Consider the following 13,174-nt stretch of genomic DNA (forward strand, 5'->3'; position numbering starts at 1 on the left):
TCAATAATTTTACAAGTTTTCCTATCAATAAAATTGAGTTCAATTAATGAGGTTTCTAGTGACCTGAATTTTATTTTTGGTGTCGCATCTGTCCGTAATTCCGGCAATGTTTTCTTTGTTTTGTGCACTCTTTTTGCGAATCTGTTTTGGAACGTTCTATAAAAGTCGATGGGATTATCCGACTTTATAGGCTTTAAAACGAATATGAATAGCCAAGAAGGATATCGATATGAAGAAAATATTTCTGCTGTCTGGCTGTGTTTTATTAGCTGCTAATGCTTATGCACAATCTCCCATTCAGGAAGGAGATTTGGATTTTATCATTAAACCAATCGGTGAAAATGCTGTAGGTCTGCGTTATGCGACATCGGACCAACTGGCTGTATATGGCGTATTAGATACCCTGTTTTTGCAGAACGACGATATGAAAGATTACGACACTTCTACGGATCGTTATGAAGCTCATAGTAAGTCGAGGGACCCGAATTTGGCATTAAGAGCCGGTCTGCAATATTTTTTCATGGAAGGAGCTTATGTCAGTGGTAGCGCCGGTTTTTATAGCCGAACAGACGCGACTGATTTTGAAACTGGAGCGTCAGAAGAAACAACGACATTCACTCTGTACGGTATTATTGATTTAGGGTTTGAACATGAGCTCAGTGAGCGCGTGGCAATACATGCTGAGTATGGTCTTGAAATCGGCAATCCTAAATTCGAATCGGTAGAAAAAGACGCTACTGGAGACCAGACGGACGGCTATCAAACCGATCGGCTCTATATGGACAGTAATTTCACCTTTGGTTTGTCTTATACGCTTAATTGAGTCGCCTTTTTCTGAAAATAAAAACCGATTCGACACCGAGTCATGTAAAAAAACCCGCCTCTAAGGCGGGTAAAGCACAACACAAGATGGGATAGCTGGTGGGTAAACCGCGCCAGTTTGGCGCGGTAATCATGACGACTAAACTTTCAGTCGCGGAAATACTGCGCGGGCGTTGTCTTCAAAAATCATCTGTTTTTCAGCAACGCTTAACTTGGTATTGCCATCGATATAACGCTTGGTGTCGTCGTAATAATTTCCGGTCCGCGGGTCGATGCCGCGAACAGCGCCGATCATTTCTGAGGCGAAGAGGATGTTCTTGGTCGGAATCACATCCAGCAACAGGTCGATGCCTTCCTGGTGGTAAACGCAGGTGTCGAAGTAGATGTTGTTGAGCACGCGCTCTTCCAGATCGCCCCAGCCTTTGTCTTCACTGATGCCACGGAAACGACCCCAGTGATAAGGCACCGCGCCGCCGCCGTGTGGGATGATGAATTTCAAATCCGGGAAGTCTTTAAACAGATCGGATTTCATCATATGCACAAAGGCGGTGGTGTCGGCGCTCAGGTAATAAGACGAGGTGGTGTCGAAGCTTTCGTGGCAGGAACCACTGACGTGAATCATCGCCGGGATATTCAGTTCGACCATTTTCTCGTAGATCGGGTACCAGAACTTGTCGTACAACGGCTTGTCTTTCCAGAACCCACCGGACGGATCGGGGTTCAGGTTACAGCCGATAAAGCCCATTTGTTCAACGGTGCGCTCCAGCTCGGCGACACAGGCTTCCGGGGAAACCTGAGGGCTTTGCGGTAGCTGGGCGACCGGTGCGAAGTTTTGTGGGAACAGGTCGCAGACGCGCTTGATCAAATCGTTGCAGTGTTCGGTCCAGGCAATGCTGGTGCTCTCGTTGCCGAGGTCGTGCCCCATCCAGCTGGCGCGCGGTGAGAAGATGGTGAGGTCTGTGCCGCGTTCGCGCTGAAGTTTCAGCTGGTTGTTTTCGATGCTTTCACGGATTTGGTCGTCGCTGATGTTCAGCGCGCCTTTGGAGGTGCGAAAGTTGGGGTCGTCTTTCAGTTCCGCGCGTTGACGGTCGCGGTATTCGCCCAGTTCGCCCGGGGCCGTGGTGTAGTGACCGTGGCAATCGATGATCATGGTCCGCTCCAAATAAGTCGGTGATGTTGTGTTGTTATTAATTGTGTTTTTAGCCGGGGCCAAAGGGCCCCGTTTGTTGGGTTGTCCGCCAGACGGTTATTCGTCTTCCAGCAGAATAATACCAGCGCCGGTGTTGGAAGCCGGTACGTGATAGAAGCTGTAGGTTTCCTTGGCCGCATCGCCAAGGGCACCACGCATGATCAGCCACATCACCAGTTCAATGCCTTCAGAGCCCGCTTCGCGCATGTACTCGACGTGCTGCTTTTTCACCAGGCCGGGTACGTCGGCGGTCAGGTCGCGCAGGAAGGCGCGGTCGAATTCTTCGTTTACCAGACCGGCGCGCTCGCCCTGCAATTGGTGCGACATACCGCCGGTGCCAAAGATGGCGACGTTGAGGTCTTCGCCGTAGGCTTCGACGGCTTTGCGAATCGCCACACCCAGATCGAAGCAGCGCTTGCCGGTCGGTGGCGGATATTGAATGACGTTGACGCACAGCGGGATGATTTTGCACGGCCATTCTGCTGGCTCACCAAAGGCAATCGACAGCGGTACGGTGCAGCCGTGGTCGATGTCCATTTCGTTGGCGATGGTCATGTCGAATTCATCGAGAATCAGCGATTCCGCCAGATGCCAGGCCAGATCTGGTTCGCCTTCGGCGACCGGCACTTTGCGCGGGCCATAGCCTTCATCCGCCGGGTTGAAGGATTCCGCCACACCCAGGGTGAACGTCGGGATCAGGTTCAGGCCGAAGGCTGAGGCGTGATCGTTGTAGACCACAATAGCGACGTCGGGTTTGTTCTCTTTCAGCCAATCGCGCACGGGCTGGTAGCCATCGAATAACGGTTTCCAGTAATCGTTTTGGGTTTTGCCATTATCGATCGCGGCGCCAATTGCCGGGACGTGGGATGAGCCGATGCCGGTCGTAATTCTAGCCATGGTTTAGCGCTCCTGTGCTTTCTTGCTGCGATTGCCTTCGACGGAACGCCCGCCGCCTAACATCATTTTTGCAAACTCTTCTTCCGTCACACCGCTCATTTCGCCGCCGACGTACTGCATGGAATGGCCGTCGAAAATGGCGAGTTTAAAGGTGTAGTAGATGTTGCCGCCCAGACGCAGGAGTTCGAGCCAGTCACGTTCGAGTACGGCTTTGCGTTGCTCGGGGGTCAGTTTGTAGTTGTCCAGGTAGGCCGCTTCGTCCTTGCGAAAGGCGTCGCGGTTTTCAGCTTGGTTCAGTGACATACAGAACATGTTCAGGTGATAGCCCTGACGGCAGTGCCGACCATCCATGACGTAGGTGCCAGGAATGTCCATGTATTCACGGTCTTCGCGGTTCATTGGTTTCACCTCTTGAGCGTGGTCACTTCTAAGTGAGTGATCCGACGAGTATTCGTTCCGGTGCATTTTGCATTGGCGTTATTTTAGGGCGTACTCAGGTGCCCTGCGCCGGAATAGGGTGACAATGAGACTAGTTAAGGGCACAATCTGGAACAACCTATAACAATAGGACGTTTCGTTCGTGAAGTGGAACATTGCCGATCTGCCCGTCTTTGTCGCTGTGGTTGAGCGTGAAGGCATTTCAGCGGCTGCTCGAGCCCTGCGTATGCCCAAATCGAGTGTCAGCCGCTTTATCCAACGACTCGAAGACGATCTCCAGGTCCGTCTGCTGGAACGCAACTCTCGACAGATGCGTATGACCAGTGAAGGTGAGATTTTCTATAAGCATTGCCAGCTGATCATGGAGCAGATTGAAGTGGCCGATGCGCAGATGAACGGTCTGACGCATACGCCCAGTGGTGAGTTGACTGTGTCGTTGCCGATGGCCTTCAGTCGCCACATTCTCGGCGGCCATTTAAACAGCTTCCATGAGCAATACCCGGAAATTCAGCTGAACATTCAAGTGACGCCAACCACGGTTGACCTGATTGGTGATCACATCGATCTGGCGGTTCAGGTGGGTGATTTGCCCGATTCGGAGTTGATCGCGGTTCCTTTATTTGAAACACCGCTGGTTTGGGTAGCGAATCCGGCGACCTTTTCGGCCAATCACCGTTTCGACAGCCTGGAAGACTTGCTGGCGGAAGTGAAAGTCTGCGAACGTCGCTATAACCGGACGCCGTTGTTGATTCGCCATCATGGTGAAAAACAAAAAGCCGAAATCGAAGCACCGATCGAAACCATCGATCCGATCATGGTGCGCGACACCGTCGCCGCCGGTACCGGTATTGGTCTGCTACCACGCATCTATTGCGCCGAATTGATTGAAGCCGGTCAGCTGGTGGAAGTGGGTCGTGAATACGCGTTGGATGCGCCCGCCAAGGCGTCGGCGGTCTATACCAGTCGACGTATGCTCAGCGCCAAAACGCGGTTGTTCATCGAATTCCTCAAAGAGTTGACCGAAGGCTGGGGCTGACCGAAGCTGGGCGCCTGGCGATAGCGAGGCGAGGACAGACTCATGACAGCAACGCTGGCGTTCGACATCTATGGAACGCTGATTGATACCCAGGGCGTGGTAGAGGAGCTGTCGACGATGGTCGGTGAGGCCGCTGCCCAGGTCAGCCGAAGCTGGCGCGATAAACAACTCGAATACGCCTTCCGCCGCGGCCTGATGGGCCGCTATCAACCTTTCTCTGACTGTACTTCCCAAGCGCTGGATTATGCGCTGGCACTGCATCAATGCTCAGTGACGGCGCGGCAACGTCAACAGCTGCTGGACCGTTATCGACGCTTACCGGCGTTTTCGGATGCCGCCTCAGCCTTACAGCAATTGGGTCACGCCGGTCATCGGTTGTGGGCGTTCTCTAACGGTCAGGCTGCGGCCGTAGAAACGCTCCTGGCCAGCGCCGGGGTGCTGGACACCTTCGACGGTATTGTCAGTGTCGACGAGATTGGCCGCTTCAAACCCGACCCGGCGGTCTATGCCCATTTCCTGAAGCGCACTGCTGCCACAGCCGAATCGACTTGGTTGGTGTCGTCCAACCCCTTTGATGTACTCGGTGCCCGTTCTGTGGGTTGGCAAGCGGCCTGGGTTCAGCGGTCAGCGGCCGTGCCGTTTGATGACTGGGAATGGTCGCCGACGGTGACGGTAGAGCGGCTGGATCAATTGGTTACCGCCTTGCCCGGCTAACGTCTTTGCAATAGCGGAACGCACTGTCCAAGGCGCCGCTGGATCGGCGAACTGAGTATGCTTGGCGCACGACAAGAGGGGAGGCCCAATGAGCCAAGAATTGACCGAATTGGATCGCTGCCTGATCCACCGTGCGGTGGAAGACCTGATCATCCGCACCGGCAAAACCATCGACAGCAAGGACTTCGCGTCCCTCGACCAATGTTTCCATACCAATGCCCAGCTATTTCGACCCACCACGCCCGATCCATTGGTGGGCCCGCAGGCAATATCGGCGTCTTATGAACAGAACCCGCCGCAGCGGTTGAACCGCCATCTGGTGTCCAACCTGAGTGTGAGCATCGATGCCGCCGATCGGGCGCGGGCGCACTGTTATGTCACGCTGTACTCCAGCGATGAAGGCGATCAGGCCGACGCGGTTTTTGGAGCGCCGTTGCACCGCTGCCTGGTCGGAGAATTTCACGATACCTGCGTCAAAACCGACGCCGGCTGGCGCATTGCCGAACGTCGCGCCAGTTTTACGCTGAAGATGCCGGTAGGAGAAACGCTGTGAAACCAACCCTGATGTTATTGCCCGGTCTGATGTGCGATGCGCATGTCTGGCAGCCACAAATCGATGCGCTCAGCGATGCCTGGGATTGCCGCGTGCCGGACTACGATTTCGCCGATGATCTCGGTGCCATGGCCGACCATGTACTGAGCGAAGCGCCGGAAAGCTTTGCGCTGGCCGGGCATTCCATGGGCGGCCGGGTGGCGCTGGAAGTCATGCGTCGTGCTCCGGAGCGGGTCGTGCGTCTGGCACTGCTCGATACCGGTTATAAAGCGCTGGCCGAGGGCGAAGCCGGTGAGCGCGAAGTGGCTGGACGCATGCGTTTGGTTGAATTGGCGCAGCGTGATGGCACGCGTGCCATGGGCGAAGACTGGGTTCAGGGCATGGTTCATCCGGACCGGCTCAGCGATTCAGCGCTGATCAATACCATTGTTGAGATGATCGGTAGTAAAACCGTGGCGACCTTTGAGCGCCAGATTCACGCCTTAATTCACCGCCCAGACGCGACTGAGGTGCTCGAATCCATTCGCTGCCCGACGACCTTCATTTGCGGCAGCCACGACAGTTGGAGCCCGCTGCAGCAACATCAGGAAATGGCGGATCAGGTACGTCACAGTCGAGTGGTCGCTATCGAAGCGGCGGGCCATATGAGTACGATGGAACGTCCCAAGGCGATGAACGAGGCGTTCTGGCAATGGCTGAGCTGACATCCATTGATCTGCAGCCCATAGGTTGGGTTCGCGGTGGTCGCGCCGAGGCCACCAAAGATGGCTGGGGCGGCAATCGCTGTCGGCTGGAATTGCGGGCCGATCGGTTCGGCCCTGAGGCGCTGGCAGGCACGGCTGAGCTGTCGCATCTGGAAGTGTTGTTCTGGTTTCATGTCGATGCCGATGAAGCCACCGAGACCGGCGCGCGTCACCCGCGAGGCAATCCCGACTGGCCGTCCGTCGGTATCTTCGCTCAGCGCGCTCGCATGCGCCCGAACCGCATTGGCGTATCCTATTGCAAGGTGGTCAGTGTGGATGGCTTAACCATCGAGGTGGAAGACCTGGACGCAGTGGACGGTACGCCTCTGCTCGATCTGAAACCGGTCTGGCGGGAAACCTTGCCACGCGGTGAGATACGTCAGCCCGGCTGGGCCAGTGAATTAATGCGGAAGTATTATTAAGGGAGAGGTTGAACGGAAGCCGCAACGCACACCGGATTGGCGTCTTACGTTTCCTATCCAGCGGATAGCAATCTTTCAGCGATTGTGGACGATCGGATCGTCGCCGTGATTGCGTACCAGGTCATCCTCAGCGTCGCCGGCAGCTTCGTCGGATTCTTCTTTGAAGCGCGACATCAGTTCTTGCAGCTTCTGGCGTGACGGCGCCGGCATCTCTTCCAGCGACACGCCTAAGGCGTAGAGCGTTGCGTCGTTTTCTGGATCACACCAGCGCACCCGGGCGCAAAAACCCATCTTGCCTTCACCCATGGTATTGCGCGGCAGCTCGACACTCAGCGCCAGGCGAGTATCGGGGGCGTAGGCGGTGTTGCCGATCAACATCATGCCCTCGAGCGTGACATCGACCAGATGCCCACTGAACCAATGCCCCTGATCGTCTTGGGCTTCGGCGCGCAGACGATAGATGAAGCGAGCTCGGTCCTTTCGCCTTGAGTCCATATCAGGCCTTTTGCGATGAGGGGTAGGCCAGCGACAGAGATCCATGCCGCGCTGAGGCCCTGCCTTTGTGGCCCAGGCAACGCCGTACCACCAGCGCCGTCATGTCATCGTCCTGATCCTGCTGATACGCCTTAACACCATCCAGTATGGTTCGGGCGATGGTATCCGGTTCACCCTGAATGCCTTGCCGGAACAACTGCTCCAGGTTCTGTTGGCCGAACATTTCACCACTGTCTTCGCCCGCCTCAGTCAGACCATCGGTGAACAGCAGTAAAGTATCACCCGGTTCAATGGTCAAGGTGAGGGAGTCGATCAGGCCGCGCAGATCATCGGTAATGCCCAGCCAGGTACCGGTCGTTGGCTGAATCTCCAGGCTGTTGCTGGCATAACGGTGCACCAGAATATCCTGATGATGGCCGGCAATTTCGATGATTTCATCACCCAGCTTGAGGATAGTCATCGTCATATAGTGATCTGAGCCCAGGCGGCCGACGTTCTCGCGCAAAGCCGCGTTGATGGTTTCCAGCGCTCGCACTGGCGAACAATCCGGTTCCGCTTTGAGCAGGGTCATTAAGCTGGTTTGCACCATCATCATGATCAAACCGGCGTTCAGGCCATGGCCGGCCACGTCACCAATGGCGACATAACGCGCGCCGGTTTCGGTCTCAAACACTTCGTAATAATCGCCGCCGACTTCCTGCGCGGGCTCCATTAAGGCCGCTATGTCATAACCGGAGATGTTCAGCTGGCGGGGCAACAGCGACATCTGAATGCGCTGCGCCAGTTCCATTTCGCCCCACAACGAATCTCGGGCTTCTTTCAGTTTGATCAACAGAGAAAATTCGTTGGCAATTAAGCGATGGCGCAACTCGTTGATGGACACCGCCAGAATGCCGCTGCTGCATAAGAAGAAGAGGTTGTTGACCAGCAGCCGACCGTCGTAGGGCTGCGGGTAGGCAAAATTCAGCCCCAGATACATGCCAATAATGATCAGCGTGTTCAGCCCGGTGTGCTTACCGCGCCAGGGCAGCAGCAGGTTAACGCCAATGATGACCAGAATCAGACCGACGTAATAGCCGTTATCAAAACCGCCCAGGTGAACCGTCATTAAGGCGATAAAGCCGCCGATCTGGAACGAGGCGAAATAACCGTGGAAGTACGACAGTGTGCCGGGCTGAGTGCGGCTGAGAATAACGAACTGCAGTAAAATCAACGCAGTCGACAAGCCGCGATACAACGCAAAGAGTGGAATTAATTCATGCGGTAACAGAATAACGTCGAGGACAAAAAACAACGGCACCAAACCGGTCGCCAGAAAAGCCACGGTGCGCAGCCATCGGTGGACCAGTTCGGTTTGGTAGGCATCGAAGTCGGTGTGCTTAACTGCTTCGTCGACGTCCGGGCCGTATTGTTTTTCTAAGTCTCGGCTCAAGATTCCCGTTTCCGTATGCGTAGCATCATTTGGACGCCGGTATCGTCAAATTCGATCCAGGTTTGCGCGCCCTCAAGGCCTTCTGCCAGCGCCGTAAAACTGTCTTCGGTGCGGTAGATAATGGGCCAGTCTAGCCAGTAATCCATATAGTAGCGACTCGGATTACTTTCGTGAAAGTTTCCAATCGCCATTTCACCACCAGGCAGTAATAAAGCATAGAGCTTTCTTAAGACGGCGCTGGCGACCGGTGGCGTTAAATAGTCGAACAGTCCCATCGAATAAATAAAGTGGAAATCGCCCCAGCGAGCTTTCAGTTCACGCGTGGATAACAGCGTACGCACCGATTCGCGGATGAAATCCACCGACAGCTTACCATTGAGCTGCGTTTCAATCGATTCTACCGTTTTGCCGGCTTCAAACAGCGCGGCCGGGTCCTGATCGAGCAAGGAGGCGTGAATGTTGTCGGCGTCGTCGGGATTAATATAGATATCTGCCAATTCCCGAGCCGGACCACAGGCCACTGATAGGAACTTGAAAGGCGCTTCGATGTTGCATTGAGGCCAGCGGGGCAGCTGCGCGCGAATTAATTGCGGGATGATTTCGCGCCGGTTGCGCACGGCCTGTGCGCCGGGTGCGGAAACCGGGTGCTTGTGCAATAACTTGCCGAAGGTGGATTCACCTTCATAGGTATTGCGATAGCACATGGCCATCATTTCTGAATCGCCGATATAGCCGCGCGGTTTTAAATTGGTTCGGGCAATAAAGGGCGCACACAATAAGTCGCCCCAGATCAGCTTGCGCAGATAATAGCCATGATGGCTGTGCTGCTCGCCATCAAAGCCCGCAATCAGACCTTCCAGGCGTTGGATGTGGTGGTCAATGCAGTCATGCAATTGCGGCCCCAGGCTGGCGAGAATGCCCGCCTGAATGCGCTCGGCGACTTCGGGAGGTTCGTTGGCGTATTCCTCATCGAGACGGTCGAAGAGGTTGTGATAAATGCTCAGGTCGTATGCGATGTCGGCGACGTGTTCGCGGAACGCCGGGTCGATGTTGTCTTTATAACCCAACACCAACGGCAGATTACGAGCGGTGTTATCGAGCACGTCGATGCGGCCGTCGAACAGCAACTTTTTAAAGTCGTGAATGTTCTCCAGCGCGACCAGCCGGTAATCCGAGTCCTCGTTCTTGGGTGCAATAATTTCACAGCGACCGGTTTCGATGGTGAGAATTTCTGCGTTCAGCGTGAGGTGGTCATACAACCCCAGCGGCGATGGTGGTTGGTCGTCGACAAAGCGCAACCAGAGTGAATATTGGGAGGCATAGCGCAGCTCAACGCGGTAGAGATGATCGCCGCGACCCAATTGGCCACTGAGCGTCGGCCGTTGGCTGTTGTCCACAGTCTGACTGTCCGCTTGTGGCGTGGTCATTAGGCGGCGCCTCCGTCGATGCGAATGCGCTCATCGGGTGTTTTAAAAATGGTCATCGCAGAGAACGACACAGTTTGCCATTTTTGATGGCGGTCGTAACAAATGGTCAACGCCTGCTTACCCAGCCGAGCTTTTTCCAACACCTTGATGACCGGTGCAAACGAAGAGGAATTCATGTAAGTCACTTGACGGAAGTCCAACACCAATCGACGGTCGTTGTCGGCACTTTCTTCCATCGCCGTTGCGAAGATGGGCATCAAGGTATCATTGGCATCGCGAATGATGCATTTGCCAATCAATTCCAGGGTCAGTATTCCGTCTTCGATGATGCGGGAAATCTTCAGGGTGCCATCGTCGAAAACTGCGTCCATTGTACTCATAGCGGAACCTCCGGTTGGCGGTTGAGCGGAGCGCGGTTCAGTGGCGCCAGGGCAGATACGCTCAGTCGGTCGTTATCGTCCAAAATAAAATCAATATTGGCGCGGCCTTCGTAGGCAATGCGCACCAATCCCAAGCAGCTGCGTGCCATGTTGAGCGGTTCACGGGAGATTTCCCGAATGCGTTCCAGGTACGCCTGATAAGGGTCCTGAACGCCGCGGATCCATTGCAGTGTGCGATCCAGTTCGGCCAAGTGCGGTCGAGTGTTGCTGTTCACAGCGTTGTCGACCTGAATGCTGATGTCGGCTTCGGTGATGGTCACACTGACGTCAATGGTTTCACCTTCGCTGCCATATTTGATGCTGTTTTCCAGCAGTTCGCAGATCACCATGGTGTAGGTATCGATGGCTGTTTCCGGCAGATCGGTTTGACGCAAAAATGCCTGCGTTTGATCGTTGATGCGCGCGATTTCGTGCCAGTCCGGCTGAATACTGAATGTCAGTACATCGTTCATAGCGGCGTGGTTCCTTCAGGATCGACGAGCAAACTGTCGCGAGCCGCCAGCTCTGGAATAGCCGTGGCGGGTTCGGGGCGACAAAACAAGAAACCCTGGATATAGCGGCAACCGTATGACTGAAGTTGCGTCAGTTGCTCCTGACGCTCAACACCTTCAGCAACCACGGCCAACCCGATGGCGTCGGCCATGGACATAATTGAACCAACGATGGCGGCGGTGACGGGGTCGGTGGCAATGTCATCGACGAAACTTTTGTCGATCTTCAGACGATCAATCGGCAAGTGTTTCAGGTAGGCCAAAGAGGCGTACTTGGTTCCGAAGTCGTCGATCGATACGGTAACGCCCAACTCGCGTAAACGATGAAGGTGATCGATGACGTCTTCCCGGCCTTCTATCCAGATGGTTTCACTCAGTTCCAAGTCCAATCCATCGGCCGGGTAACCGGTTTCCTTTAGGATATCCTGAACGCGTTTAACAAAATGGGTGTCTCGTAATTGTTGAGCTGAAACGTTAACGCTCAATCGGTCGAAATGAAGACCGGAGCGGCGCCAGGCAGCGCCCTGTTGGCAGGCGCTGCGTAAAATATGCTCACCCAGGGGGCGAATCAATCCGGATTCTTCAGCGATGTCGATAAAGGTGCCGGGTCCCAATAAGCCTTCGCTGGGGGAATCCCATCGGGCCAGCACTTCCAGTCCACTCAGTCGACCGGTTTTCACATCCACAATGCCCTGGAAACGGGTCACGATTTCGCCATCTTCGATCGCCCGGCGTAATTTAGCCTGGCGGGTCAGGCGCTCACCCATGTGTTCGACCAGACTTTCAGAGACACGCTGATAGCCATTTTTGCCATTCGCCTTGGCGGCATACATGGCGCTGTCGAGCAGGCGCAGCAATTTCTCGCTGCTTTGACCGCGCTGATAATCGCTGATACCAATGCTGGCGGTGAGGAAAAATTCCTGGTCTTCCAGCGTGACCGGTTCGGCAATGCGAGCCAGAATTTGTTCGGCAATCTGGTTGGTACTATCGAGGTGATCCAGGTGACGCAGTAACAGTAAAAACTCATCACCACCCATGCGGGCGACGGTATCGCTGTCGCGCACGCAGTCGACAATGCGCTCGGCGACGATGCGCAACATTTCGTCGCCGGATCGATGGCCGAGGTGATCGTTCACCAACTTGAATCCATCCAGATCGATCAACATCAGGCCGATGCATTCACCGCTGCGATCAGCCGATGACATCGCCTGTGACAGACGGTCGTCGAACAATCGCCGGTTGGATAAGCCGGTCAACTGGTCGTAGTGCGCCATCTGAAACAGTTGCTCTTCAGCTTCTTTTTGACGCGTAACGTCCGTGAGTACGGCAATGTACTGACTGAGGCTGGCGTCGTCTGCGCGCACCTCAGTAATGGAGAGCCACAATGCATAACGACTGCCATCTTGGCGCTCACCCCAGAGTTCACCCTGCCAGCTGCCCTTGGCCAGCAAAGACTGGCTGACGGACGCCATAAACTCAGGATTCTCTTCGACTTCGGCGTGAAAGGTTGCGGTCTCGCCCAGTACGTCGCCCGGTTGATAGCCGGTAATGTGCGTGTAAGCCGGGTTCACGTCGATGACCCGCAAGTCCGGGTCCATGATCAAAATGCCTTCCAAAGCCGATTCAAAGACCCGGGCATTGAGCTCAATTTTTTCTTCAATTTGTCGGCGGGAAGTGACGTCGATGCCGATAACACTGATCTGATTTGAGGCGGGAAGGGGCAGAAATAACAGGGCAATGCTGACCATGCCAGCCGAGAGCGTGGCTTCTTGAGTTTCGCCGCTGTGCAGTGCACTCAAGGCGGTGCTTAGCCAGGGATCGGTCAAGCGTTCCCCGGGACTGACCCCCCATTGATGCTGCACCAACCAACTGCCAGCATTGGCGTCGAGCAAGGTGCCGTCGGCGTCAACGAGTAACACGGGGCAGGGATTATTCTGGGCGTCCTGAACAAGACTGACGGGCAACTCATTCAGCCGATTGGCGCCTCTACTCGTGTCCATGCCCGTCCTCCGAACTGGACCATCCAATTACCCAGTTCAATATTGTCAGTTGCTAATAAAAAGTAGCAGAGCTTG

The 13,174-nt window shown here is 54.9% G+C and carries 15 protein-coding genes; 6 read left to right on the forward strand and 9 right to left on the reverse strand.

Going from position 1 to position 13,174, the window contains the following annotated elements; translation table 11 throughout:
• Positions 1 to 229 precede the first annotated feature (229 nt).
• Entirely contained in the window at positions 230 to 823 is a 594-nt protein-coding gene (locus BGP77_RS06325) for an outer membrane protein (RefSeq protein ID WP_108163868.1), read from the forward strand.
• A gap of 138 nt (positions 824 to 961) precedes the next feature.
• On the opposite strand, the gene BGP77_RS06330 is transcribed toward BGP77_RS06325, so the two are convergent.
• From BGP77_RS06330 to ligA, 3 genes are all read right to left on the reverse strand, one after another.
• Positions 962 to 1,972, reverse strand: coding sequence for an amidohydrolase family protein (locus BGP77_RS06330; protein ID WP_108163869.1), 1,011 nt, complete (start codon positions 1,970 to 1,972; stop codon positions 962 to 964).
• Positions 1,973 to 2,068: 96 nt separating this feature from the next.
• Positions 2,069 to 2,908: a class III extradiol dioxygenase subunit beta gene (locus tag BGP77_RS06335; protein ID WP_108163870.1), complete on the reverse strand. Its 840-nt coding sequence runs from the start codon at positions 2,906 to 2,908 to the stop codon at positions 2,069 to 2,071.
• 3 nt (positions 2,909 to 2,911) lie between these two features.
• A complete protein-coding gene (gene ligA, locus BGP77_RS06340; protein ID WP_108163871.1) occupies positions 2,912 to 3,307 on the reverse strand; it encodes a protocatechuate 4,5-dioxygenase subunit alpha in 396 nt (131 codons plus the stop codon).
• 181 nt (positions 3,308 to 3,488) lie between these two features.
• Between ligA and BGP77_RS06345 the strand changes: the two genes are divergently transcribed.
• The 5 genes from BGP77_RS06345 (at position 3,489) to BGP77_RS06365 (ending at position 6,814) form a co-directional block, all read left to right on the forward strand.
• Positions 3,489 to 4,382, forward strand: coding sequence for a LysR family transcriptional regulator (locus BGP77_RS06345; protein ID WP_108163872.1), 894 nt, complete (start codon positions 3,489 to 3,491; stop codon positions 4,380 to 4,382).
• Positions 4,383 to 4,424: 42 nt separating this feature from the next.
• On the forward strand, positions 4,425 to 5,096 hold the full coding sequence (locus BGP77_RS06350) for a haloacid dehalogenase type II (protein ID WP_108163873.1): 672 nt from the start codon (positions 4,425 to 4,427) through the stop codon (positions 5,094 to 5,096).
• A gap of 88 nt (positions 5,097 to 5,184) precedes the next feature.
• The gene (locus BGP77_RS06355; RefSeq protein ID WP_108163874.1) at positions 5,185 to 5,649 is read left to right on the forward strand and encodes a nuclear transport factor 2 family protein; all 465 of its coding nucleotides are present in this window, start codon (positions 5,185 to 5,187) and stop codon (positions 5,647 to 5,649) included.
• Positions 5,646 to 6,353 carry an alpha/beta fold hydrolase gene (locus BGP77_RS06360; protein ID WP_233252315.1) on the forward strand — a complete coding sequence of 236 codons (708 nt, stop codon included), beginning with the start codon at positions 5,646 to 5,648 and terminating at the stop codon, positions 6,351 to 6,353. The genes BGP77_RS06355 and BGP77_RS06360 overlap by 4 nt, the downstream gene beginning before the upstream one ends.
• The gene (locus tag BGP77_RS06365) at positions 6,341 to 6,814 is read left to right on the forward strand and encodes an SAM-dependent methyltransferase (protein ID WP_108163875.1); all 474 of its coding nucleotides are present in this window, start codon (positions 6,341 to 6,343) and stop codon (positions 6,812 to 6,814) included. Before BGP77_RS06360 ends, BGP77_RS06365 begins: the two co-directional genes overlap by 13 nt.
• A 75-nt stretch (positions 6,815 to 6,889) precedes the next feature.
• Here the strand turns inward: BGP77_RS06365 and BGP77_RS06370 are convergent, their stop codons facing one another.
• The 6 genes from BGP77_RS06370 to BGP77_RS06395 are packed head-to-tail and all read right to left on the reverse strand — an operon-like array spanning position 6,890 to position 13,099.
• Entirely contained in the window at positions 6,890 to 7,309 is a 420-nt protein-coding gene (locus BGP77_RS06370) for a PilZ domain-containing protein (protein WP_158269291.1), read from the reverse strand.
• Between the two features lies 1 nt (position 7,310).
• Complete coding sequence (locus BGP77_RS06375; RefSeq protein ID WP_108163877.1) at positions 7,311 to 8,741, reverse strand: PP2C family protein-serine/threonine phosphatase; 1,431 nt, start codon at positions 8,739 to 8,741, stop codon at positions 7,311 to 7,313.
• Positions 8,738 to 10,168, reverse strand: coding sequence for a class I SAM-dependent methyltransferase (locus tag BGP77_RS06380; RefSeq protein WP_108163878.1), 1,431 nt, complete (start codon positions 10,166 to 10,168; stop codon positions 8,738 to 8,740). Before BGP77_RS06380 ends, BGP77_RS06375 begins: the two co-directional genes overlap by 4 nt.
• Positions 10,168 to 10,548, reverse strand: coding sequence for a hypothetical protein (locus BGP77_RS06385; RefSeq protein ID WP_146171204.1), 381 nt, complete (start codon positions 10,546 to 10,548; stop codon positions 10,168 to 10,170). Before BGP77_RS06385 ends, BGP77_RS06380 begins: the two co-directional genes overlap by 1 nt.
• Positions 10,545 to 11,060, reverse strand: a complete 516-nt coding sequence (locus BGP77_RS06390; RefSeq protein ID WP_108163880.1) for a hypothetical protein — start codon at positions 11,058 to 11,060, stop codon at positions 10,545 to 10,547. The genes BGP77_RS06385 and BGP77_RS06390 overlap by 4 nt, the downstream gene beginning before the upstream one ends.
• Positions 11,057 to 13,099: a bifunctional diguanylate cyclase/phosphodiesterase gene (locus tag BGP77_RS06395; RefSeq protein WP_108163881.1), complete on the reverse strand. Its 2,043-nt coding sequence runs from the start codon at positions 13,097 to 13,099 to the stop codon at positions 11,057 to 11,059. Before BGP77_RS06395 ends, BGP77_RS06390 begins: the two co-directional genes overlap by 4 nt.
• Positions 13,100 to 13,174: the final 75 nt, after the last annotated feature.

Origin of the sequence: Saccharospirillum sp. MSK14-1 (genome assembly GCF_003054965.1) — a bacterium.
Lineage (GTDB): Bacteria > Pseudomonadota > Gammaproteobacteria > Pseudomonadales > Natronospirillaceae > Saccharospirillum.